The organism is Aquitalea sp. LB_tupeE (genome assembly GCF_013391415.1).
Classification (GTDB): Bacteria; Pseudomonadota; Gammaproteobacteria; order Burkholderiales; family Chromobacteriaceae; genus Aquitalea.
In genome coordinates this window covers 37,615-61,881 of record NZ_JACAXB010000028.1, presented here as the reverse complement: position 1 = coordinate 61,881, position 24,267 = coordinate 37,615, and the positions used below count along the sequence as shown (strand labels likewise).

21 protein-coding genes are annotated in these 24,267 nt (G+C 58.5%); 2 read left to right on the top strand and 19 right to left on the bottom strand.

The annotated features are described in order from the left end of the window. Positions 1-80: 80 nt before the first annotated feature. From HWX34_RS14500 to HWX34_RS14460, 9 genes are all read right to left on the bottom strand, one after another. Complete coding sequence (locus tag HWX34_RS14500) at positions 81-1,178, bottom strand: flagellar basal body P-ring protein FlgI (RefSeq protein WP_178972908.1); 1,098 nt, start codon at positions 1,176-1,178, stop codon at positions 81-83. Positions 1,179-1,199: 21 nt separating this feature from the next. After that, positions 1,200-1,880 (bottom strand): flagellar basal body L-ring protein FlgH, encoded by a 681-nt coding sequence (locus HWX34_RS14495; RefSeq protein ID WP_255496920.1) that lies wholly within the window; start codon positions 1,878-1,880, stop codon positions 1,200-1,202. Between the two features lie 125 nt (positions 1,881-2,005). Continuing rightward, the gene (gene flgG, locus HWX34_RS14490) at positions 2,006-2,788 is read right to left on the bottom strand and encodes a flagellar basal-body rod protein FlgG (protein ID WP_131359273.1); all 783 of its coding nucleotides are present in this window, start codon (positions 2,786-2,788) and stop codon (positions 2,006-2,008) included. A 51-nt stretch (positions 2,789-2,839) separates the two neighbouring features. Further along, positions 2,840-3,580, bottom strand: coding sequence for a flagellar basal body rod protein FlgF (locus HWX34_RS14485; RefSeq protein WP_178972907.1), 741 nt, complete (start codon positions 3,578-3,580; stop codon positions 2,840-2,842). Positions 3,581-3,619: 39 nt separating this feature from the next. After that, complete coding sequence (gene flgE / locus HWX34_RS14480; protein WP_178972906.1) at positions 3,620-4,858, bottom strand: flagellar hook protein FlgE; 1,239 nt, start codon at positions 4,856-4,858, stop codon at positions 3,620-3,622. Between the two features lie 40 nt (positions 4,859-4,898). Next, positions 4,899-5,606, bottom strand: coding sequence for a flagellar hook assembly protein FlgD (locus HWX34_RS14475; RefSeq protein WP_178972905.1), 708 nt, complete (start codon positions 5,604-5,606; stop codon positions 4,899-4,901). A gap of 15 nt (positions 5,607-5,621) precedes the next feature. Next, positions 5,622-6,032, bottom strand: coding sequence for a flagellar basal body rod protein FlgC (flgC, locus tag HWX34_RS14470; protein ID WP_045845208.1), 411 nt, complete (start codon positions 6,030-6,032; stop codon positions 5,622-5,624). 2 nt (positions 6,033-6,034) lie between these two features. After that, entirely contained in the window at positions 6,035-6,445 is a 411-nt protein-coding gene (gene flgB / locus HWX34_RS14465) for a flagellar basal body rod protein FlgB (protein WP_178972904.1), read from the bottom strand. 256 nt (positions 6,446-6,701) lie between these two features. Further along, on the bottom strand, positions 6,702-7,118 hold the full coding sequence (locus HWX34_RS14460) for an OsmC family protein (protein ID WP_131359267.1): 417 nt from the start codon (positions 7,116-7,118) through the stop codon (positions 6,702-6,704). A gap of 122 nt (positions 7,119-7,240) precedes the next feature. On the opposite strand from HWX34_RS14460, the gene tsaD reads away from it, so the two are divergent. After that, a complete protein-coding gene (gene tsaD, locus HWX34_RS14455) occupies positions 7,241-8,266 on the top strand; it encodes a tRNA (adenosine(37)-N6)-threonylcarbamoyltransferase complex transferase subunit TsaD (RefSeq protein ID WP_178972903.1) in 1,026 nt (341 codons plus the stop codon). A 42-nt stretch (positions 8,267-8,308) separates the two neighbouring features. Then, positions 8,309-10,222: an ATP-binding cassette domain-containing protein gene (locus HWX34_RS14450; RefSeq protein ID WP_178972902.1), complete on the top strand. Its 1,914-nt coding sequence runs from the start codon at positions 8,309-8,311 to the stop codon at positions 10,220-10,222. A 364-nt stretch (positions 10,223-10,586) separates the two neighbouring features. Here HWX34_RS14450 and HWX34_RS14445 read toward each other — a convergent pair whose 3' ends face one another. The 10 genes from HWX34_RS14445 to asd form a co-directional block, all read right to left on the bottom strand. Continuing rightward, complete coding sequence (locus tag HWX34_RS14445) at positions 10,587-11,996, bottom strand: FAD-binding oxidoreductase (protein ID WP_370459752.1); 1,410 nt, start codon at positions 11,994-11,996, stop codon at positions 10,587-10,589. A gap of 112 nt (positions 11,997-12,108) precedes the next feature. Next, positions 12,109-12,978, bottom strand: coding sequence for an acetyl-CoA carboxylase, carboxyltransferase subunit beta (gene accD / locus HWX34_RS14440; RefSeq protein WP_178972900.1), 870 nt, complete (start codon positions 12,976-12,978; stop codon positions 12,109-12,111). Positions 12,979-13,061: 83 nt separating this feature from the next. Further along, positions 13,062-13,850, bottom strand: coding sequence for a tryptophan synthase subunit alpha (gene trpA / locus HWX34_RS14435; protein WP_178972899.1), 789 nt, complete (start codon positions 13,848-13,850; stop codon positions 13,062-13,064). 18 nt (positions 13,851-13,868) lie between these two features. Then, complete coding sequence (trpB, locus tag HWX34_RS14430; protein WP_045845215.1) at positions 13,869-15,071, bottom strand: tryptophan synthase subunit beta; 1,203 nt, start codon at positions 15,069-15,071, stop codon at positions 13,869-13,871. Continuing rightward, positions 15,058-15,681, bottom strand: a complete 624-nt coding sequence (locus tag HWX34_RS14425; RefSeq protein WP_178972898.1) for a phosphoribosylanthranilate isomerase — start codon at positions 15,679-15,681, stop codon at positions 15,058-15,060. The genes trpB and HWX34_RS14425 overlap by 14 nt, the downstream gene beginning before the upstream one ends. A 1-nt stretch (position 15,682) precedes the next feature. Further along, positions 15,683-16,471: a tRNA pseudouridine(38-40) synthase TruA gene (gene truA, locus HWX34_RS14420; RefSeq protein WP_178972897.1), complete on the bottom strand. Its 789-nt coding sequence runs from the start codon at positions 16,469-16,471 to the stop codon at positions 15,683-15,685. Positions 16,472-16,673: 202 nt separating this feature from the next. Then, a complete protein-coding gene (locus HWX34_RS14415; RefSeq protein ID WP_178972896.1) occupies positions 16,674-19,358 on the bottom strand; it encodes a FimV family protein in 2,685 nt (894 codons plus the stop codon). A gap of 153 nt (positions 19,359-19,511) precedes the next feature. Continuing rightward, complete coding sequence (locus tag HWX34_RS14410) at positions 19,512-21,767, bottom strand: FimV/HubP family polar landmark protein (protein WP_370459750.1); 2,256 nt, start codon at positions 21,765-21,767, stop codon at positions 19,512-19,514. Between the two features lie 243 nt (positions 21,768-22,010). Further along, positions 22,011-23,012 (bottom strand): aspartate-semialdehyde dehydrogenase, encoded by a 1,002-nt coding sequence (locus HWX34_RS14405; RefSeq protein ID WP_178972895.1) that lies wholly within the window; start codon positions 23,010-23,012, stop codon positions 22,011-22,013. A gap of 139 nt (positions 23,013-23,151) precedes the next feature. Beyond that, complete coding sequence (gene asd, locus HWX34_RS14400) at positions 23,152-24,258, bottom strand: aspartate-semialdehyde dehydrogenase (RefSeq protein WP_178972894.1); 1,107 nt, start codon at positions 24,256-24,258, stop codon at positions 23,152-23,154. Between the last annotated feature and the right edge of the window lie 9 nt (positions 24,259-24,267).

Sequence of the window (24,267 nt, the reverse complement as noted above, 5' to 3'; positions counted from 1 at the left end):
CTTGTCGCGTTATTAGCAAGAAGCGGGCCAATGCAAAAAGCCCCGCACGCGGGGCCTTTTGTCAGCAAGAAAACCAGAGATCAGATGATCTGCAAATCCGCTTTCAGCGAGCCTGCCGCCTTCATCGCCTGCAGGATGGAAATGAGGTCTTGCGGGGTGGCTCCCAGGGCATTCAATGCCGACACCACCTGGTTGAGATTGGCGCTCTTGGCCACTTTCAGCACCTTGCCGCCATCACTGGTGACGCTGACATTGGCCTGATTGGTGGCCACGGTCTGACCGCCGGACAGCGCTGGCGGCTGGCTGACCTGCGGGTTGTTGCTGATGGTGACGGTAAGGTTGCCGTGGGCAATGGCACAGGGTTCCAGCTGCACCGCCTGGTTCATCACGATGGAGCCGGTACGGGCATTGATGATGACCAGAGGGGAAACTTCTGCCGGGTCTACGGCAAGATTTTCCATCCGCGACAGAAACTGCACGCGCTGGTTGGAATCAAACGGCGCACGCACTTCCACCAGACCACCATCCACCGCACGGGCAGTACCATTGCCAAACGCCTTGTTAATGGCCTGCACCACGCGATTGGCCATGGTGAAATTGGCTTCTTGCAATTCGAGGTTGATGAATTCGCCGTTGCCCAGCGCAGTAGGTACTTCGCGTTCCACCGTGGCACCGCCGGCAATCCGCCCCACACTCAGCTGATTGATCTGCGCCTTGCTGCCCCCGGCGGCGGCACCCGCACCACCCACCAGCACATTACCTTGTGCCATGCCGTAAATCTGGCCATCAGCACCTTTGAGCGGGGACAGCAGCAAGGTGCCGCCACGCAGGCTCTTGGCATCACCGATGGACGACACCGTTACATCCAGCGCCTGGCCTTTGCGGGCAAATGGCGGCAAGATGGCAGTCAGGCTGACTGCCGCCACGTTTTTAGGGTCAACCTTGGTTCCCGGCGGAATTTGCACGCCCAGCTGGGTCAGCATATTGGACAGCGATTGGCCGGTAAATGGTGAAGAAGTCACCTTGTCACCACTGCCATCCAGGCCCACTACCAGGCCATAACCCAGCAATTGGTTGGAACGCACACCAGCGATATTGGTGATGTCTTTCAGCCGCTCGGCCGCCAGCACTTGCGCCCCCAGCAACAGGCAAGTCAGGGCAAGCAGGAATTTTTTCATGATGTCATCCAGTCCTGGCCATCAAATGGGAATGATGCTGAGGAAAAACTTGGCCAGCCAACCCGGTTCATTATACAGGCGGTTATTTCCCTTGGTTTCCTGCTCGATCCGGGCATCTGCCACCTTGAGCGAAGAAACCGAGCGATCGGCGGCGATATCCCGCGGGTTGACCACCCCGGACAGGCGGATGGATTCGGTATCGCCATTGATGCGCACCACTTTTTCGCCGCTGATGATGAGATTGCCATTGGACAGCACTTCAATCACTGTCACGGTGATCGAGCTGACAAAGGTAGTGGCGACCTGATTGGTACCCTTACCGGTATTACTGGCCGAACCGCTGCCATTCAGCGATGCACCCAGGCCCTTGGTAAGGCTGCCCGGAATGAAGGGCAGCTGCATGCCGCTGGAAATGGTATCCGACAAGGCAGAAGAACGGGTGGCAGTGGTCTGTTCCGACTGCGAGGTGGACGATTTTTCCTGGATATTGATGGTAAGCGTATCGCCTACCAGTGCTGGCATCTTGTCCTCGAACATGGCGCGATAGCTGCCCGACTGGAAGATGGAACCATTGGCAGGCAAGGTGGCAGCTTGTGGTTGTGGGCGCGCAGTCATGGGCAGGGTCACCAGCGGCGGCTCCTGGGCGGCACACCCGGCCAGTACGGCCACCAGACCCAGCATCATCCACTTCAGCATATTCATATCGCCCTCCTCTTGCATGACGCCTGTTTCATTACGCCATGCCTACCCTTTGATTACACAAGCACCTGCATCAGGACACTGTTGATAGTGCATTTCGTGCACGACGCTCAGTGTCCTCCTTCAACTTACATCTGCGTCAGTTTCTGCAGCATCTGGTCGGCCGTGGTAATGGCCTTGGAATTCATTTCGAAAGAGCGCTGCGCGGTAATCATGTTGACCAGTTCTTCAGTCACATTCACGTTGGAGCCTTCCAGAAAGCCCTGCATTACCACCCCGCGGCTGTCGGTACCCGGATCGCCATCCTGCGGGTCGCCGGACGAGGCACTTTGCAGATACAGGTTATTGCCCACACTCTCCAGACCTTGCGGGTTGATGAAGGTGGTGAGCTGAATGGTGCCGGCCGTTTGCGGAGACGGATTGTTCGGCAGGAAATACTGCACCACCCCGGCATTGGACACGGTGATCTGCGTGGCCGTGCTGGGGATATTGATATTGGGATTCAATTGATAACCGTCAGAGGTGACGATGTCGCCGCTGGAGTTGCGCTTGAATTCGCCATCACGGGTATACGCCGTGGTGCCATCCGGGCGCAGGATGCGGAAGAAGCCATCGCCAGTAATGGCCCAATCCAGCGGCTGGCTGCTTTGGGTCATATTGCCCTGGGTAAAGTTCTTGGCGGTGGCCACGGCAGTGGCACCGGTACCCACTTGCAAACCGGTAGGAGTGGTACTGCCATCCGCCAGCTGGGCACCAGGCTGACGCAGGGTCTGGTAGTAGAGGTCTTCGAACACAGCACGCCCGCGCTTGAAACCGACGGTATTGACGTTGGCCAGGTTGTTGGAGATCACATCCAGATTGAACTGGCTGGAGTCCATCCCGGTTTTGGCAACATAAAGCGCACGCATCATGGCGGTGTTTCCTCAGTATTCTTGTTGGTATTCGGTTTGGTGTAATGCAGATCAGCCCATGGCCAGCAACTGGGTGGCTTTCTGATCGTTCTGGTCAGCGTTCTGCATCAGCTTGATATTCATGTCGTACTGGCGACCGTGGGAGATCATCTGCACCAGGCTTTCCACCGCATTGACATTGCTGGCTTCCAGCGTTTCCGGCACCAGTTTGACATTGGTGTCGGCGGTGGCGGTGTCGCCATTATTCATGCGGAACAGCCCATCCGGGCCCTTGTACACTTCTTTGGCACCAGGGTTGACCAGCTTGATCTGCCCCAGCAGCTGCGGGGTACGGTCCTTGCCGTTTTGCGGCACGCCTACCACCGAACCATCCTGTCCCAATTGCACTTGATAGCCGGTAGGAACAGTGATGGGGCCACCATCACCGCTGATGGGCAGGCCGCTGCGGGTGCGCATCATGCCGTTGGCGTCCAGTACATAGCCGCCGTCGCGGGTATAGGCCTCACTGCCATCGGCGGCCTGTACGGCAAAGAAACCGGGCGAGCCCAGGGCGAAATCACTGGGACTGCCGGTATGCATCAGGCTGCCCTGGCTCATGTCGTGACCGATGGTGTTATCCACCACATAGGTACGGGTGGGTGCACCGGGACCCACTACCGGCAAGGCACGGAATGATGCCAGATCGGCCTTGAAGGCATTGGTATGGGCATTGGACAGATTATTGGCCGTGGTTGCCTGCTGCAAATCAACATGTTTGGCACCATTCATGGCCAGGTACAACATCTTATCCATTGAGTCCCCGCTTCTTCAGGCTGTTGTGACTGTGATCAATTACAGGTTGATGATGGTCTGCATCAAGGTGTCTTCGGTCTTGATGGTCTGGGCATTGGCCTGGTAAAAACGCTGCGCCGTGATCATGTTGACCAGTTCTGCCGTCAGGTCAACGTTGGAGTCTTCCAGTGCCTGCGACTGCACGGTGCCGGCATTGCCGGAGCCCGGCGCATTGTAGGCTGGCACGCCTGAGGCAAGGGTTTGTTGCCAGCGATTGCCACCTTCATTTTGCAGGCCTTGCGAATTGGTGAAGGTAGCCAGCGCAACCTGACCAATCACTTTATTCTGGCCGTTGGAAAAGCTGGCCATGATATTGCCATGGGTATCAATATTCATGCTGCTCAGGGTACCCGGAGCATAGCCATCAACTGTTTCGGTCGGAGTACCGGAAGCCTGTGCCACCTGGGTGGAACCGGTGTAATCGATACTCAGGGTAACTGGCGAGGACGAGCCATTCACCGGCGTGGGGCTGAAGGTAACGCTGAACGGCGTGGTATTGGTCAGATTACCCGAGGTGTCGTAGTTCATGGTGTAGGTGTTGGGCGTAGTGGCCGGGTTGCCGTCCACATAGGCCGTTACCGTCCATGGCGTGCCACTGGTGGTAGCCGTGCCCTTGACGTAGTAAAGGGTCAGGTTGTGCTGATTACCCAGGCTGTCGTACACCTGTGCAGCATTGGACCAGTTGAATGTCTTGGTGTTGGTGGGGTCCAGCGGAGTCACGGTAGGCGTGGTCAGACGGGAATCCACGTTGACACCCATGGTGACCTTGGTGGTGGCTGCTGGCGAAATCAGGTTGGTTTGCAGTTTCAGGTCGGTTACCGGACCTTGGGTTACCACGCCGTTATTGGCCATCCAGCCTTGCAGGCGGTCGTTGCCATTGACAATGTAACCATCCTTGTCCACCTGAAACTGGCCGTTACGGGTGTAAGCCAGCGAGCCGGTGGACGAGGTCGGGTTCTGCCGCACAATGAAAAAACCATTGTTGTTGATGGCCAAGTCCAAACTACGTCCGGTCGGGGTAATGTTGCCGGCGCTGAAGGACTGGGTTACTGCACTGACCTGCGAACCGATACCGGCACTGGTACTGGCCACACCGTAAAAACTGGTGGAAAACAGATCGCTGAACTCGGTACGCGAGCTTTTAAAGCCCACCGTGCTGGCATTGGACACGTTATTGCCAATGGTATCCAGCTGCGAGGATGCCGAATTCAGACCACTCAGACCTTGTTGAAAACCCATGGTACTACTCCCCGAAACCTGATTACGCTAATGAATGGATTTAAGACAGCTGGGCGACGTTGGCGAGGCCAACACTGGTGCCATCCTTCATGATCAACTGAGGCGAGCCACTGGCCCAGCTCACTGCAGTCACCGCCTGATTGGCATATGGCGTAGCTGTGACTGCCGCGCTGCCAGCACTGGTCGCCTGGGCCGAGAAGGTATATTTACCGCTAGGCAGCTGATTGCCATTGGCATCCTTGCCATCCCAATTGAAAGAGTTCAGGCCAGTGCTGGGGCTCTTCACCGTGAGGGTATCCACCACGGTGCCATTGGCATCCTTGATGCTGACAGTGTAGTCGGTTGCCGCGCCACTCAGGTTGACCGCACCCTGCACCGAGCTGCCACTGGTAAGGTCGAGCGCACTACCCGGCACCAGCGCCTGCTTGCCAATCATGGTGGCTGCCATCAGCGACTGGTTGGCCGCTTGCGACTGCACCAGGCTTTGCATGGCGGTATTCAGGGTTTGCATGCCGGACACCTGGCTGATCTGCGCCATCTGGCTGGTGATCTGGCTGTTATCCATCGGATTCATCGGGTCCTGCGCCTGCAACTGCGTGACCAGCAATTTCAGGAAACGGTCCTGAATGCCCTTGGCGCTGGTATCGGTATTAGCATTGGTCGAACTGGTACCGGTACTGCCAGAGGTGCTGGAACTGCCGTTCAGCATTGCATACGGATTGGACGAGGAATTAACCGAGCTGGTCATGGCATGGGCCTTTCATCACTGACCCAGCTGCAGGGTTTTCTGCAGCAAGGTCTTGGCGGTATTCATCATTTCCACATTGGTCTGATACGAACGCGAAGCGGAAATCATGTCGGACATTTCCTCGACCGGATTGACATTGGGCATGTTCACATAGCCCTTTTCGTCCGCCAGAGGATTACTGGGGTCATACTTCAGACGCGGTGGCGTCTGGTCTTCCACAATCGACGTCACCCGCACACCTGCCACCTGCGGTTGGGATGCGCTGACCGGCAAGGCCGTAAACACTACATGACGGCCCTTGTAAGGCTGACCGGTAGAACTGGTGGCACTTTCCGCGTTGGCAATATTGCTGGCCACCACGTTAAGCCGCATCGACTGGGCGGTGAGGGCCGAACCGGAAATGGCAAAGATATTGGCAAGAGACATGCTTACTGGCCTCCACCGGTAATGGCGCTGTTCAGCGTGGAAATACGCTTGCTCAGGAAGGTCAGCGTGGATTGGTATTGCAGGGCGTTATCGGCAAAGGCGGCGCGCTCCACATCCATGTCCACCGTGTTACCGTCCAGGCTTTGCTGTACCGCATTGCGATACTGCATGGCAGGCTTGCCGGCTGCACCAGCCGCATCACCCGGCAAATGGCGCGCATCGGTGACATTCATGGCCAGCTTGTTCTGACTGCCCTGGGCCGATTGCAAGGCCTGCTTGAAATCAAAATCCACTGCCTTGTAATTGGGGGTATCGGCATTGGCAATATTGCTGGCAATGACTTCCTGGCGGTATGCGCGCAGATTGAGCGCCCGCTGCTGAAAATCGAATTCCTTGCCAATCTTGTCCAACATGACCATGCCTCCCTGAATGTGCACTGTGATAGCAGGAATCATGCCAGCCCATTTGCAAACCGTAGATACCTGATTTTATTGACTGGAGGCCTGCGTTGCCGCCCAGTACGGACAGTAAAAGTCTGGCAAGGCGGCAAGTTTTGCCGCCGCGTCTCGCCGACTGCCGCCGCCGGCAAAACAAAACCGCCGCTTCCTGTCAGATAGCGGCGGTTTTCACGTCCGGGCTGCGCACAGACAGCCAGGCGTCAGGCGGAGATCAGCCCTCACGCACCTCGAAATCGTGGGTGATGTCGGCTGTCTTGCCCAGCATGATGGAAGCCGAGCAGTATTTTTCCGCCGACAACTTGATGGCACGCTCCACCACCTCCGGCTTCAGCTCACGCCCGGTCACCACAAAATGGAAATGAATCTTGGTGAATACCTTGGGTTCGGTATCAGCGCGTTCCGCTTCCATCTCTACCCAGCAGTCCGTCACTTGCTGGCGCGACTTTTTCAGGATGGAAATCACGTCATAACTGGTACAGCCAGCGGTGCCCAGCAGCAGCAATTCCATTGGACGCGGGCCGAGATTACGGCCACCGCCTTCCGGCGCACCGTCCATCACCACGGCATGGCCGCTGCCGCTTTCACCCATGAAACACACGCCGTCCACCCATTTCAGTCTTGCTTTCACTGCCAGTCCCTTCCTGTTTTGTTGCGCGCAGATGCGCATGATTGGCACAGACTATCATTCCCGATTTGGGCAGACAAAGATTAGCCGGTAAAATGGAAAGATTGCCCCGTTATAAAGCCATCATGCTGGTACTTGGAATCGAATCATCGTGCGACGAAACCGGCGTTGCACTGTACGACCTCACGGCGGGCCTGATTGCCCACCAACTACATACGCAAATGGCCATGCACGCCGAATACGGTGGCGTGGTGCCTGAACTGGCCAGCCGCGACCACATCCGCCGCGTCATTCCATTGACCGAAGCCTGCCTGGCTGATGCCGGCAAAACACTGGCCGATGTGGATGCCATTGCCTACACCCAGGGCCCCGGCCTTGGCGGTGCGCTGATGGTGGGTGCCAGCGTGGCCAATGCGCTGGCCTTCGGCCTGGATATCCCGGTAATCGGCGTCCATCATCTGGAAGGCCACTTGCTGTCGCCGCTGCTGGCCGACCCGCGCCCGGACTTTCCGTTTATTGCGCTGCTGGTTTCCGGCGGTCACACCCAGCTGATGGCGGTGCACGGCATCGGCCAGTATGAAGTGCTGGGCGAAACACTGGACGATGCCGCAGGCGAAGCCTTCGACAAAACCGCCAAGCTGCTGGGCCTGCCCTACCCCGGCGGCCCGCTGCTATCGCGCCTGGCCGAAGAAGGCGACCCGGCCCGCTTCAATCTGCCACGCCCCATGCTGCACAGCGACAATCTGGACATGAGCTTCTCCGGCCTGAAAACTGCCGTACTGACCCTCAGCAAGCAGGTTGAAGCCGAACACGGCCAGATTGACGAACAAACCCGCAAGGATATTTGCCGGGCCTTTCAGGAAGCCATTGTCGAGGTGCTGGTCAGCAAATCGCTCAAGGCACTAAAACAGACTGGCATGAAAAAGCTGGTGGTGGCCGGTGGCGTTGGTGCCAACAAGCAACTGCGTGCTGCGCTGGATCAGGCTGCCGCAAAGCGCAAGCTGGAGGTGTTCTACCCGCCATTGGCGCTGTGTACCGACAATGGCGCAATGATTGCCTTTGCCGGTGCCATGCGCTTGCAACATGCCACGGCACCCGGCAGCTACTCCATCAAACCACGCTGGGATTTGTCCACGCTTCCCGCTGCTTAATGTCCCGTCGGCACAGCACGCTGTGCCGCGCAGAAACCCAACATGATCCAACTGAAAAACCTCAGCCTGCGTCGCGGGCTGAAAGACTTGCTGATCGACGCCAGCCTCACCCTGAACCCTGGTTACAAAACCGGCCTGGTCGGAGCCAACGGGGTGGGTAAGTCCAGCCTGTTTGCCCTGCTCAAGGGCGAATTGCATGCTGATGCCGGTGATGCCGACATTCCCAAACAGTGGGTGATGGCCCATGTGGCGCAGGAAACCCCAGCACTGGACACCGCCGCCATCGACTATGTACTGGATGGCGATCAGGAATTGCGCCAGCTGGAAACCGAACTGGCCGCTGCCGAAGCACGCGACGACGGCAGCGCCATTGGCCATCTGCATGGCGAACTGGCCCGCATCGACGCCTACTCCGCCCCCGCGCGTGCCGCCAAACTGCTGACCGGCCTCGGTTTTGCCGTGGAAGCACACCGCAACCCGGTAAAGAGTTTTTCCGGTGGCTGGCGCATGCGGCTGAACCTGGCCCAGGCGCTGATGTGCCGCTCCGACCTGCTGCTGCTGGACGAACCTACCAACCATCTGGACCTGGAAACCGTACTGTGGCTGGAAGACTGGCTGCAAAGCTATCCGGGCACCTTGCTGATCATCTCGCACGACCGCGATTTCCTTGACAGCATTTGCAGCCATATTGCCGAAGTGGCCAACCAGACCCTGACGCTGTACACCGGCAATTACAGCCAGTTTGAAACCATGCGGGCGGAAAAGCTGGCACGCCAGCAGGGCGAATATGACAAGCAGCAACGCCAGATCGCCCATCTGGAATCCTTCATCACCCGTTTCAAAGCCAAGGCCAGCAAGGCAAGGCAAGCACAAAGCCGGGTGAAGGCGCTGGAAAAGCTGGAGCGCATTGCCCCGGCGCACGTGGCCTCGCCGTTCGATTTCCACTTTGACAGCCCGGACAACCTGCCCAATCCATTGCTACGACTGGACAAGGTGGATATTGGTTATGGCAGCACCACCATCTTGCGCGGCCTGTCGCTGTCAGTGGAAGCTGGCAGCCGCATTGGCCTGCTGGGGGTGAACGGTGCCGGTAAATCCACGCTGGTGAAGCTGCTGGCGGGTGATTTGCCACAGCAGGCCGGCGAGGTGATCAAGGCGCAAACGCTGAAGATAGGCTATTTTGCCCAGCACCAGCTGGAAACCCTGCGCGAAGATGAATCGCCACTGCAACACATGCAGCGCCTGGCACCCACGGTGCGCGAGCTGGAACTGCGCAGCTTTCTGGGCGGTTTCAATTTCCGTGGCGACACGGCAACCGACTTGGTCGGCCCGATGTCCGGTGGCGAAAAAGCCCGTCTGGCGCTGGCGATGATCGTCTGGCAAAAGCCCAACCTCTTGCTGCTGGACGAACCCACCAACCACCTGGACCTGGAAATGCGCCACGCGCTGACGCTGGCCTTGCAGGACTTCTCCGGCGCACTGATCGTGGTATCCCACGACCGCAGCCTGCTGGAATCCACCACTGACTTGTTCTGGCTGGTGAGCGATGGCACGGTCAAGCCGTTTGATGGCGATCTGGAAGACTACCGTCAGTGGCGTCTGGCCCAGCTGGCCGAAGGCAACAAGCCATCCAGCGGCGATGCCCAGTCGGTCAACCGCAAGGAGCAGAAGCGCCAGGAGGCCGAAGCCCGCCAGAAACTGGCCCAGCTGAAAAAGCCCTTGCTGAGCAAACTGGCCAAGCTGGAGAAGCAACTGGAGCAGTTGAGCACGGAAAAAAACCAGCTGGATGCTTTTATGTCCGGTGAAGACGCTTATAGCGACGCCAACAAGAGCAAGCTGGCCGAAGCCGTTAAACGCTTGGGCGTGGTCAGCAGCGAACTGGCGCAAGTGGAAGAAGACTGGATGCTGTTGCAAGAAGAGCTGGAAGCGCTGGAGAGCAGCGTACAGGCAGACTGAAACCATTGCCTACCAAGGGTTGTGACCAGCCAGCCACGGTCACACCCTTGCAGCGGGCTGCAATTATCCACAACAATCAGCGGATAACTCTGTGGATAAGTACTGAACAAATAAAAAAAGTCTTTTGCCATGAGCCACTTGCTGGCGCTGCCTAGAAAAAAGGCAGATCAGCAAGATTCAATGCCTAATTTGACAAGTCTGCAAACAAGGCAAGCCAGGATATTGAAATATTCAGCTAAGTCATTGTTTTTAATTAATTATATATAATATGTATTAGCAATTTAATTGCATTAATTATAATTAAAATTCCATAAGCATAAAAACTTCATTGCCACTTCTTTTCCACATCAACTTCACCGCCAGCTCATGTATCCGATCCATCCAGCTGCAACAGCTTGCCAGGATTCATGATGTCGTTCGGATCAAAAACTGCTTTCACACCGCGCATCAGAGCGATATCTGCCGCCGAACGCGTTACGCCTAGATAATCTCGCTTGAGCAAGCCCACGCCGTGTTCTGCTGACATGCTGCCGGCAAACTCCGCCACCAGGGCAAATACCTGCTCATTGACCTGTTCACAGGCATGACGAAAATCTGCCAGCGCCCAACTGGCCGGTTTCAGCACATTGATGTGCAGGTTGCCATCGCCGATATGGCCATACCACAGCACCTCAAAGTCCGGATAATCACGTGCCAGCAAACCTTGCAGGCGCGCGACGAATTCCGGCAAGCGGCTCAGCACCACCGAAATGTCATTCTTGTAGGGCGTATACGGCGTGATGGCGGCGCTGATGCCCTCACGCAAGCGCCACAAGGCTTTGGCTTGCTGCTGTGACTGGGCGATGACGCCATCGCACACCCACCCCTGCGCCATGCAGTCAGCAAACACCTGCAAGACTGCCTCGTCCTGCAACGGGGTAACAGTTTCCAGCTCCAGCAACACATAGAATGGCTGCCGCTCTGCCAGTGGCGCTGCCGACTGCTCGGCTGCCAGCACATGGGTCAGTGCCAGATCGGAAAAGAATTCGAAGGCTTGCAGCGTGAGCGCACTGCGAAAGGCGTGAAACACCGCCATGATGTCTGCCAGCCCGGGCAAGGCCAGCAATAGCACGGTGGTGAACGGTGGCGGGTCGGTCAGCCGCATGGTGGCAGCCACCACCAGCCCCAGCGTACCTTCAGAACCGATAAACAGATGGCGGAAATCATAGCCGGTATTGTTCTTGGTAAGACCCAGATTGCACTCCAGTACGTCACCGCTACCAGTCACCACCGTGAGGCCGGCTACCCACTCGCGGGTCATGCCGTAGCGCACCACCCGGATACCACCGGCATTGGTGGCAATATTGCCGCCAATCTGGCTGGAGCCACTGGAAGCGAAGTCCACCGGATAATACAAGCCATGATCGGCAGCAAACTGCTGCAAGGCGGCAGTGACCACTCCCGCCTGACAGCGCACAGTGCGCGCCAGTGGGTCAAAACCGTCCATGCAGTTCATCCGGTCCATGGACACCACTATCTCACCCTGCGTGGCGACAGCGCCACCAGACAGGCCGGTACGGCCGCCAGAGGGGACAATCCCCACCCCGTGGACATTGGCCCAGCGCACCACGGCCTGTACTTCGTCGATGCTGACCGGAAACACAATCGCAGCGGCTTGCGGTGTGGTGTAGCGCGTCCAGTCCTGGCCATAGCGTTCGCAGGTGGCTGCATCCAGATGCAGGCGGTCGGCGGGGAAGATGTGTTGCAGGCTGGAGAGCTGATTGGGGCTAAGCACGGCAAGGCTTTCTAAGGTGGAGAGGGCAAGCAATGTCGGCAGCCTAGCACAGCTGGCAGACATGAAAAAAGCCGCTTCCAGAGGAAGCGGCTTCATTTGGCACGATGATGACTCAGGCAACAGCAGGCTGCTTTTGCAGCATGGCCACCAGTTCGGCCACCTTGCGCTTGAGTTCGCGACGATCGACGATCATGTCGATGGCACCTTTTTCCAGCAGGAATTCCGAACGCTGGAAGCCTTCCGGCAAGGTTTCGCGCACGGTCTGCTCGATCACGCGCGGGCCGGCAAAGCCGATCAACGCACCCGGCTCGCCAATCACCACATCACCCAGGAAGGCGAAGGAGGCGGACACGCCACCCATGGTGGGATCGGTCAGTACCGAGATGAAAGGCAGCTGGTGATCAGTCAACAGTTGCAGCGCGGCACTGGTTTTGGCCATCTGCATCAGCGAGTTCAGGCCTTCCTGCATGCGTGCGCCACCGGATGCTGCCACGCAAATGAAGGGTGCCTTGGCTTCGATGGCGGCTTGTACGCCACGCACGAAGCGCTCACCCACCACCGAACCCATGGAACCGCCAATGAAACGGAATTCAAAGGCGGCCACCACGGCCGGCATGGAGTGGATGCTGCCTTGCATCACCACCAGTGCGTCGTCTTCGCCGGTGCTGCTTTGTGCGGCAGCCAGGCGGTCCGGATAGCGCTTGCCATCCTTGAACTTGAGAATGTCCACCGGTTTGACCTCGGCACCGATTTCGCGGCGGCCTTCGTCATCCAGCAACATGTCCAGCCGCTGACGGGCATTCAGCGGATGGTGATGATTACATTTCGGACAAACCTGCAGATTGCTCTCCAGGTCGGTGTAATACAGTACGGCTTCACATGCCGGGCACTTGCTCCACAGCCCCTCCGGTACCGCTGAAGGCTTGTCAGCGCGGGAATCGCGCTTGATCTTCGGCGGCAGGAGCTTGTTCAACCAGCTCATGCTGACTCCTTGCTCAACACAACCCGGCCAGACCAGCCGGGTTGTCAGTAAAACGGGGTGATGTCACCCCGTTTGCGTGTTCCTTAAAGAATGGCAGCTTTCAATTCCGCTACCAGACCGGTCAACCGCTCTTTGGCAGTTTGTTCTGTAGCCGCCTCGATTTCCTGCACCAGTCGGCTCCCCACCACCACCGCATCGGCCGTCACGGAGATAGCCTTGGCTGTGGCGGCATCGCGAATGCCGAAGCCAACGCCGATGGGAACCTGAATATGTGCTCTAAGGGCGGCAATTTTACGCGCTACGTCGTCAATGTCCAGATTTCCTGCACCGGTGACGCCTTTGAGCGACACATAATAGACATAACCACGTGCGTGACGGGCGATTTCGCGCACCCGTGCCTCTGGCGTGGTAGGGGCGATCAGGAATACCGGGTCCAGGTCGGCAGCAATCAGCGCGGCAGACAGATCGGCCGCTTCTTCCGGCGGGCAGTCCACGGTCAGTACGCCATCCACACCCGCTTCACGGGCAGCAGTGGCAAACGCCGCATAGCCCATGACGAACACCGGGTTGAGATAACCCATCAGCACCACTGGCGTCGTGGTGTTGGTTTTGCGGAATTCCGCCACCATGGCCAGCACATCGCGCAGGCCCACCTTGTGCACCAGTGCCCGTTCCGATGCGCGCTGAATCACCGGGCCGTCGGCCATCGGGTCGGAAAACGGCACGCCCAGTTCGATGATGTCGGCACCACCATCCACCAGACCGTGCATCAGCTCGACAGTGCGGGACGGATGCGGGTCCCCGGCGGTAATGAAGGGAATCAGCGCCTTCTTGCCCTCAAGGGCGGCAAAACATGCAGCAATACGTGACATAAGCCTTCCTTCGCCTTGTTAGAGCGTGATACCGGCCAGGCCGGCCACGGTATTGATGTCCTTGTCGCCACGGCCGGACAGGTTGACCAGAATCACCTTGTCCTTGCCCATGGTGGGCGCTACCTTGGCCGCCCAGGCCAGTGCATGGCTGGATTCCAGCGCCGGGATGATGCCTTCCAGATGACAACAGTCATGGAAAGCAGCCAGCGCTTCCTTGTCGTCGATGGCAACGTATTCGGCGCGGCCAATATCTTTCAGATAGCTGTGTTCAGGACCAACACCAGGGTAATCCAGACCGGCCGATACCGAATGGGTCTCGACAACCTGGCCGTTGGCATCCTGCATCAGATAGCTCTTGGCACCGTGCAGCACGCCCACGCCGGCACCACCGGACAAGGGTGCCGCATGCATGCCGCTGTCAATGCCATGACCACCAGCTTCCACGCCGACCATGCGCACACCGTCCACATTGATATAGGGGTAGAACATGCCGATGGCGTTGGAACCGCCACCCACGCAGGCCACGACGACATCCGGCTGGCGACCGGTCAGCTCAGGCATCTGCTCTTTGGATTCTTCGCCGATCACCGACAGGAAGTCCCGCACCATCATCGGATAAGGATGCGGACCTGCCGCCGTACCCAGAATGTAGAAGGTGCTGTCGACATTAGTCACCCAGTCGCGCATGGCTTCGTTCAGCGCGTCTTTCAGGGTTTTGGAGCCAGACTCCACCGGCACCACGGTGGCACCCAGCAGCTTCATGCGGAAGACATTGGGCGACTGGCGCTTGATGTCCTCGGAACCCATGTAGACAAAACATTCCATGCCATAGCGGGCGGCCACGGTGGCGGTGGCCACGCCATGCTGGCCGGCACCGGTTTCGGCAATCACGCGCTTCTTGCCCATGCGACGGGCCAGCAGGGCCTGACCGATGGCATTGCTTATCTTGTGGGCGCCGGTGTGGTTGAGGTCTTCACGCTTGAAGAAGATCTGCGCACCGCCCAGTTGCTCTGACCAGCGCTTGGCATGGTAAATGGGGCTGGGACGGCCCACGTAGTGTTTCAGCTCCTGGCGAAACTCTTCCCAGAAGGTGGGGTCGGCCTTGACGCGCTCGTATTCGTTCTTGAGCTCGTCCAGTGCCGCCATCAAGGTTTCGGCAACATAGACGCCACCATACGGGCCGAAATGGCCTTTTGCATCCGGAAGATCATACCGCTCCATGCCTTGCTCCTGATATGAACGCCGCCATCCTGGCAGCATCTTTGATTCCCTTGGCTGCTTCCACTCCGCTGGAAACATCCACCGCCGCCGGCCGCACTGCGGCCACGGCTTGTCCGATATTGTTGTCGTCCAGCCCGCCGGACAAAATCAACGGCAGAGGCAGGTTTTCCGGCAGCAAGGTCCAGTCAAACGTGGTACCGGTGCCACCGTGCGCGCCTTCGACAAAGGCGTCGGTCAACAGTCCGCGCGCATCCGGGTATTGGGCTGCCGCGGCGCTCAGGTCGAGGCCAGGTTTTACCCGTACCGCCTTGAGATAAGGCCGCTGGAAAGAACGACAGAATTCCGCACTTTCTTCACCATGAAACTGCAGGATATCGATACTGCAGGCGCCCAGCACTTCTTCCACCCAGCTGCGTTCCGGGTTCACAAACAGGGCCACCACGCTGACAAAAGGTGGCAAGGCGGCAATCACCGCCTGCGCCTGGGCGATGCTGACATTGCGCGGGCTTTTCGGATAAAACACCAGGCCGATGGCATCGGCACCCAGGCGGGCGGCTTCGACCCCATCTTGCGGTCGAGTAATACCGCAAATCTTTATTCTTACTGTCACTTCATCTCCACAAAGCCAGTCGGGCAGGCTCAGCCTGCGTCGGTAGCTCAAACGCTCCGGGGTAGCCCACACCGGTCAGGTACAGGCCATCCGGCATGAAGGTGGGCGGTGCCCGGGTACGGTCGCGTGCCGCCAGCAGGGCTTGCAAGTCGGCCTCATCCAGGCTGCCCTTGCCCACATACAGCAGCGCGCCAACGATATTGCGCACCATATGGTGCAGGAAGGCATCGGCCATCAGGTCGAAGCGAATCAAACCGCCCTGTTCGTTGATATCCAGCTGCTGCAAGTTTTTGAGCGGACTCTTGGCTTGGCATTCTGCTGCGCGAAAACTGGAAAAATCATGCTGACCCAGCAAGCACTGTGCAGCACGGCGCATTGCGTCCACATCCAGCTGCTGGTGATACCAGCCCACCTTGCCGGCCAGCAGGCAGGGCCGTACCGGATGGGTCAGCAGGAAATAACTGTAGGAGCGCGAAAATGCAGAGAAGCGCGCATGAAAGTCGTCTGATACCTCGCGCGCCCACACCACCGCCACTTCATGCGGCAACAGGGCATTCACTCCACGCACCCATGCCGTCAGCGGGCGTACCGTTTGCGTATCAAAATGCACCACCTGCATGGCGGCATGCACACCGGCATCGGTACGGCCAGCGGCCAGCGTTGTAATTTCATGACCGGCAATCCGGCTGATGGCCTGGTTCAGTTTGTCCTGAACGGTATTGCCATGCGGCTGAGTCTGCCAACCGGAGAATGCCCGACCGTCATACTCGATGCCGAGCGCTATTCTCATGCCCACACACCTTGCTTGCTAAACCACCTGCAATCAGCAGACATACCGCTGTAAGCAGGACGACAAAGCATCAACTCTACCCTATCCTGCGGGGTTTACGCCATGCTGACATGCAAGAAGCCATGTGCCGTGCAGTTGCCGGAAGGGCCATGAAAAACGGGGATGCTGCTGCATCCCCGCGTCCATTCGCTGCATCAAATAGCTAGACGGTCTGCCCGGCTTCCTTCATCAGCGCTTCGGCGGTTTCCTTGTCGCCCATTTCCAGATACAGCTTGGCCAGTTCCATCTTGTCATTGGCTTCGGACTGCGAAGTGGGTGCTGCGGCTGGCGGCGTCGGCTTGCTGACCGGCGCTTCCGGCGTTTCCGGTGCTGGCGATGCGGGCAGGTCGGCCAGGAAATCCATGTCCAGCATGGGTTCAGGGGCCTGCTTCACCGCATTTTCCAGCTCCTGCTCACCCAAAGATGCAAAAGCATCAAGGCCGCTCAGCGGGTCGTTATGCTCGGCAGCCGGCGGCAAGGGGGCCGGGCCTGCCGCCGGCTTTTGCAGGAATTCCGTATCCAGCACCGGCTCGGGAGGCGGCTCCACTGCACCCAGTTCGGCAGCCAGATCAATCCCGCCTTCAGCTGCCACGGCAGTATCCGGGGCATGCTCAGCACTGGCTGACGTCAGTCGCACCGGTTGCAGGTCGATCGGGCTGGCCACCGCGACTGGCTGCATATCGAACAAGGGGTGCTCCGGTGCCAGGGTACGACCCAGCTCGCACACCCGCATCCACAGCGTACTGTCCTTGCCGAAGATGCCGCGCGCCGTGGTGGCCTCGGCAATGAAACCGTCCTTGTCCGGCATCATGGCCAGCACTTCCAGCAGTTTGTAGCGCAAATCCTGCCGCATGGGTTCACGCACCAGGCCTTCGCGCAGAATGTCCAGCGCCTGATCCAGCCGACCATAAGCCAGATAAACCTCGGCCTCGGCAATCAGGTCAACCGACGCAAGATCGATACCCTCTCCCCGCTTGATGCCGCTCATCAGCGTGGTCAAGGGACCCATGGTCAACATCGACGGATTATCCGCTGCGGGCAAAGGCTCGCCAGGTGGCTGGGCGGTTTCCTGTTTGTTACGGCGCCGGCGCTGAGCCAGCAACAGTCCGGACAATCCGATCACCGCAGCACCACCAGCCAAGGGGACTGCATTATCGTGCAAGACAGTCAGCACATCATCCACCAGGAAGCTGGCTGGTTTTTCCGCCTCAGGAGCCTTGCTGACGACAGGCTTGGCTGGTGTCACTGCCTTGCTGGCTTCGGCATGCGGTGCAGAAGCGACTGCTGGCTGTGCTGCTTGCGGCGCAGACGTGCTTGCATGACTGGCTGCGGGCTCGGCAGCAGCCTGACTGGCCACCGGCTTGTTTTGTGCAGCAATGGCCGCAGCACTGGCTTCTGCAGCCTTGGCCAGCTGCATCATGCGAATCTTTTGTTCCAGTTCCTGGGCTTTTTGTTGCGCCTGCTGCAAGACTTGGTCCTGACGTTGCAGGATATTTTTCAGCCGGGCTTCCTGTTCATTGATCGCAGCGCCCGGACTGACACCCTTGACGGCGGAAACTTGTGGTGCGGACGTGGCTGGTGCCGATGCCGTTGGCTTGGCCGTTGCAGGCGGCACTTTTACCATGGGCTTGAGGCTTACTGCATCAGGCGGTACGACCGGCTTGGCCGGAGCCTCATGCGACGCAGCGGCTGGCGCGGCGATCGGTGCGGCAGCCTGAGCCACCGGCTTGCCAAGGGGCTTTTCTTCAGCCCCGGCTTGCTTCAGCTGATGACTGCCCGGTGCTGCGGCCAAATGCCATGCCGCCGGATATTTCAATGCAGTACCTGCACGCAGGCGATTGACATCACCGCCGATGAAGGCATCAGGATTGCCCTCGTACAAGCGCCCTGCCGTTTCCGCGGCCGAGCCGCCACCTTTCATGCGGGAAGCAATGCGCGACAGGGTATCGCCATGGCGTACGCGGTACACCTTCAAGGGTTGCACTTGAGCGGCGGCCTGCTTGCTTTCCGGCGCGGGGGTAACTGCATGTTCTTCAACCGTATAGCCGTTGGGATCAAGCAGCAGGGTGTAGCGCTTCTGGGCATGTACATTGGCCGCCCCCACGTCCAGCCGGAAGGCTAGGACAGGCTCATTGAGCGGCCTGGTGCTGCGCAACTGCAATACGGCCTTGTCAGCCACACGGCTTAGCTGGTGAGAGATGGAAGCAATCAGCTGGCTCTGCTCGGCACTGGGGCTGCCTTGCAAACTGTCAGCCGTCAAGGCCACATGGATATTGTCGGTTTGCCTGGCCGCAGTGCCAAACAACTCCAGCTCGGCCACCAGTGGCTCACCCAGCTTGGAGTTCACTTTCAGCTGCCCCAGGCCCAGACTGCCCAGGCGCGGCATCTGGTCCGGTGCCACAACCGACTTCTTGACAGTATCGTCGTGACCTGGCTGCTTGTCCTTGCGTGGCGGACCATCACGCAGATAATCCACTTCAAACTCACGCACCAGACGCCCGGCAGGCCAGCTCATTTCCACGGCAAAGCGCAGCAAGGGTTCATCGAAACGGCTGGGACCCTTGACCAGAATCTTCTGGATACTGCCATCGGGCTTGCGAATGGCGGAGAACTTCAGTACCGGTGCCGATTGGCTGTAGGTAGAAACCAAGGGATATTTGTTACGATCAGCCAGGCCCACCAGCACATTCCCTTGCGGATCTTCATCCACCACCGGGATTTCTGCCTCGAAGGGCTGGCCTTCGGAAGACAAGACATGAATGGGCCCCAAGCCTGCCAGCGCCGATCCTGTGGCACCCATCCCGGCCAGCAACAGGGCCAGCAAGGTCATGCGATGTGTTGAAGCCATGATGCGGACTTCCCTGATTCCTGCTCTGGCAGGTTTTATTACGAATGAACTACCCGGCTTAAACGTGTGCTTGCATCAGGCAAACAGAAAATGCCGGGCGGCACGATGATACCGCCCGCTACACAAACTGAACCTGCCAGCACATTTCTGACATCATGCACTGATCTTGGCCAGTAAAGCCTCGGCTTCCTCTTTCAGGCTTCCTTGCGCTTCTCCGACCAGGTCTTGCAATACTTCACGGGCACCATCGCGGTCACCCATGTCCAGATACACCTTGGCCAGATCGAGCTTGGTAGACAACGGATCATCCAGCAGCATGCCATCAGCGACAGGAGCAGGCTCGACAGCGGAAACCGCAGATGCTGCCGGTGCAGGCGTAGCCGCTACCATGTCCTCATACAAGGACTCGAATCCATCATTGACGGCAGGTGCTGCAGCTGCCGGCTGCGGTTCAGCCTTGCTGACATCAGGCTCGCTAAGCGGGCCATCCAGATTGAAATCGAAATCAAGCAGATTGGTTTCGGCTTCCGGTTCTGCTGCCGGTTTTGCGGGAGCAGCCGGTGCCGGTGCTGCCAGCTCGGCATCCAGGTCGAAGTCCAGCATATTGGAGGTTTCGGCCGGTTTGGCTGCCACCGTTTCTTCTTCAAACAGTGCCGCACGCAGGGGGTCTTCCGCCGCTTGCGTCGCAGCAACCGGCTCGGGAGCCGGGCTGGCAGCGACAGGCTCGGCAGCACCAAACAATTCCTGATCCAGATCGATCAAACCATCACTGGAGGGTGCGGGTGTTTCTGCAGACACTTCATCAGCAGACAATTGATACAGCGCATTGGTCGGGTCGATACCCAGCCCCATGGCCGCCACCTTGGCCCATGCCTGGCCCTTGCCGTCAGTGCTGACATGGAATTCCCGCGCCAGCTTCTCGAAATTGGCGGTATCCGGACGGGCGGCATAAAGCTCCAACAGTTTCTGCCGCACTTCCTGACGGGACGGATCCTTGGCCAGCGCATCCTTCAGGATTTCCTCAGCCTGCGCATCGCGGCCATAAGCCATATACACTTCAGCCTCGGCTACCGGGTCGACCTCTGCAGCATCGATGGCACCGGATGACTGGGTGAAGTTGGTCATGAAAGAATGACCGCCGCTGACCGAGCTGGGGCCACTACCCACAGCGGAACGACCCAGCACAGCATTGCTGGCCTGAGTGGAAAGCTGCAAGGAGGAACCGGATGCAGCCTTGCGCCGACGGGAGATCAGTACCCCCAAAGCACCTAGCAGACCGACGCCAGCGACACCACCACCAATCAGCGGCAGGTTGTCAATCAGACCATCCAGCCAGGAACGCTCCGGCGGCGGCGGAGGAGGAGGTACTACCGGTTTAGGCGCAACGACAGGCTTGGGCTCTGGCGCGGCCACCGGGGCCGGAGCCACTGCCGGCGAACTGGCAGTGGCATCCACTACAGGAGCCGATGCAGCCGGTACCGCAGCAGCAGCTTGCGATGCAATCGGTTTGCCGCTTTGCAGCGACTTGAGCTGCTGCTCCAGGGCGGCAATACGCGCTTCTGCATCTTTCAGCGACTGCTCACGTGCAGACACCTGTTGTTCCAGCACCGATAGCTTGCCATCCGGCTGCCCACCGGCAGCCTCTGCAGGCACCAGTTTCAGTACATCACCATTCTTGCCCTTGGCTGCTGGCGGCGCTTTGGCAACAGCCGCAGCTGGCGCTGCAGCCGGAGTCTGGGCGGCAGCCGGTGCAGTTGCAGCATCCGCGTGCAGGATGCCATTAACTTGCTCGGTGCTGAGTGACTTGATCTTGCCGGCCGCAGGCACCTTCATGGTGACACCGGCTTTCAGCTTGTTGGGATTGCCATCATTAAACGCATGCGGGTTGGCTTGAACCAGGGCCGCCATGGTTTGTTCAGTCGTGGCACCAGCGGGCTTGATGCGAGCTGCCATGCCACGCAGGGTGGAACCGGAGCGGGTTTGCACCACGCCGGGCGTGACGGCGCGAGCAGCCTTGGCCTGCTTGCCGGCATAGCGACTGGAAAGATTGTCTTCGGCATACTGCGGCATGTCCTGCACGATGGACTTGGCTTGCGGCGCATTATAGCTGGCGGGGTCGAGCAACACTGTGTATTCACGGACGGAGCGGCCAGAACTGGTCTTGGCTTCTACCACAAACCGCAGGTAAGGGTCGTTGATAGGTGTGGCAGAGCTTACCCGGATGACTGCACCGCGTGCAGACGGGACAACATGGAAGCGCAGTGCCGACATGCTGCCGCTGTAATCGACATTCAAGTCCCGGAACGTATCCGGACTGGCCAACCCGATACGAGCCGTTTCCAGCTCGCTTGCGCGCACGCCGGTCAACTCGATATCTGCGTGAAAGGTCTCCCCGAGGTAGGATCGCACATTAATCCTGCCAAGACCGGCCCATACATTTGCCGAACACAGCATGGCTACTGCCAGTACGCTCAGCTTGAATTTTGCCTGATTATTCACAGTCTACCTTCCGGCACTCATTTATCTTGATTTTATTTCGCCTGCTCTACCCGCACAGGCACAAAACTGGCAACTAGTGCCATATTAGGCCCTAGCCAAGCTTTTAGCTAGATAACATAACAAGAAAACCCCGGCTAACCCGGGGCTTTACATTTATTCAAACAGTCCTGCTTTATACAAGGACTCGGCCAGCAGAACGCAGTTGAGTGCAGCACCGACCCGAACATTGTCGGCAGACAGCCAGAAACTGATGGAATTTCCGGTTTTGCGCAAACGGCTAATCCATACACCATCATTACCGGTTGCTTCCATCGGGGTGATGTAACCGCCATGCTGATCTGCCGCAATCAATTGCAGTCCAGCGGCCAACAAACGGTTGCGCACCTGGGCCAGATCAATATCACCGGCCACCTCCAGGCTTACCGACCAGGCATGACCAAAGAATACCGGCACGCGCACACAACTGGCTTCCACCTGCAGTTCAGGCTGCTGCAACAGGCGGCGTATTTCATTAATCAGTGAGCGTTCTTCATCGGAAATACCTTCGGGATCAACATCACCAATCTGCGGCAGCACATTAAAAGCGATTCGCTTGGCAAATACCTTATTTTCAGACTCTCGCTGCGAAAATAATGCCGTGGTCTGCTCGGCCAATTCTTCCAGCGCTTTCTGCCCTGCTCCGGATACTGACTGATAAGTGGCAACCGTCAGACGACGCGGTTGCAATGGCAACAAGGGTTGCAGGGCCATCGCCAGCGGGGTGACGGTGCAATTGGGCGCAGCGACCAGCGCACCAGCTTCCAGCCCTTCAAGCTGGCTGCCATTGACCGAGGGGACCACCAGCGGGACTTCCGTATCCAATCGATAAGCATCGCTGAAATCAATGACGGTCACGCCTGCGGCGCGGGCTTGCGGAACATATTCGCGCGCCACATCGCTGCCTGCCACAAAAATGGCCAGTGCCACATTCTCGAAACCGAATTCATCAAGCTGACGGATGTCCAGTTCCAGATTGCCATACGAAACGGTAGACGCCTCATGTTCCGGGCCATCAACGGCAAACACGCGTTCTGCCGGGAACTGGCGTTCGGCCAGCAGTTCGAGAACAGATTGGCCAACCAGGCCAGCGGCACCTACTACAGCAAGCTGCATCATCCGAATAAATCCTTACATTCCTGAAAAGGCTGATATTACCTCAGCCAATAGCAAAGGGCGCATGAAGCGCCCTTTGCAGTGTAGTCGACAACGGCAAGTTACCGTCTGAAAAAAAGCGTTGTGACTATTTTAACCCGAATCAGCGTTCGATGAGGATACGCAACATGCGGCGCAGCGGTTCGGCCGCGCCCCACAGCAGCTGGTCACCAATCACGAAAGCGGACAGGTATTCGCCACCCATGTTCAGTTTGCGCACGCGACCCACACCCACTTCCAGGCCACCGGTGATGGCAGCCGGAGTCAGTTCCTTGACGCTGATTTCGCGGTCGTTCGGCACCCACTTCACCCAATCGTTGCCGGACTTGATGATGGCTTCGATTTTTTCCAGCGGCAGGTCTTTTTTCAGCTTCACAGTCAGCGCCAGGCTATGGCAACGCATGGCACCGATACGTACGCACAGGCCATCCACCGGGATGACGGCTTCGTTACCCAGAATCTTGTTGACCTCGGCCTGGCCCTTCCATTCTTCCTTGGACTGACCGTTGTCCAGCTGCTTGTCGATCCACGGGATCAGACCTCCAGCCAGCGGGGCGCCGAAGAATTCGGTCGGCACATCTTCGCGGATGGCGGCAGCCACTTTGCGGTCGATTTCCAGAATGGCAGACGACGGGGTAGCCAGTTCGTCAGCCACGGCAGCGTGCACCACGCCCATGCCCTTGATCAGTTCGCGCATGTGGTTGGCACCACCGCCGGAGGCTGCCTGGTAGGTCATGGAGGAAACCCACTCCACCAAACCTTCACGGAACAGGCCACCCATACCCATCAGCATGATGGAGTTGGTACAGTTGCCGCCGATGTAGTCCTTCACGCCCTTGGCCAGTGCACTGTCAATCACGTTGCGGTTGACCGGGTCCAGCACGATGACGGCATCGTCAGCCATGCGCAGGGTGGAAGCCGCGTCGATCCAGTAGCCAGTCCAGCCGGCGGCACGCAGTTTCGGATAGATGTCGCTGGTGTAGTCTCCGCCCTGACAGGTGACAATGGCGTCCATGGCCTTCAGTTCGTCGATGTTCTTGGCGTCTTTCAGCGCCGGTACATCACGGCCGATGTCCGGGCCTTTGCCACCGACATTGGAAGTGGTGAAGAACACCGGTTCGTTGATGACAGCGAAATCGTTCTCTTCACGCATACGTTGCATCAGCACGGAACCAACCATGCCACGCCAGCCTACAAAGCCTACTTTCACGGGTTTCTC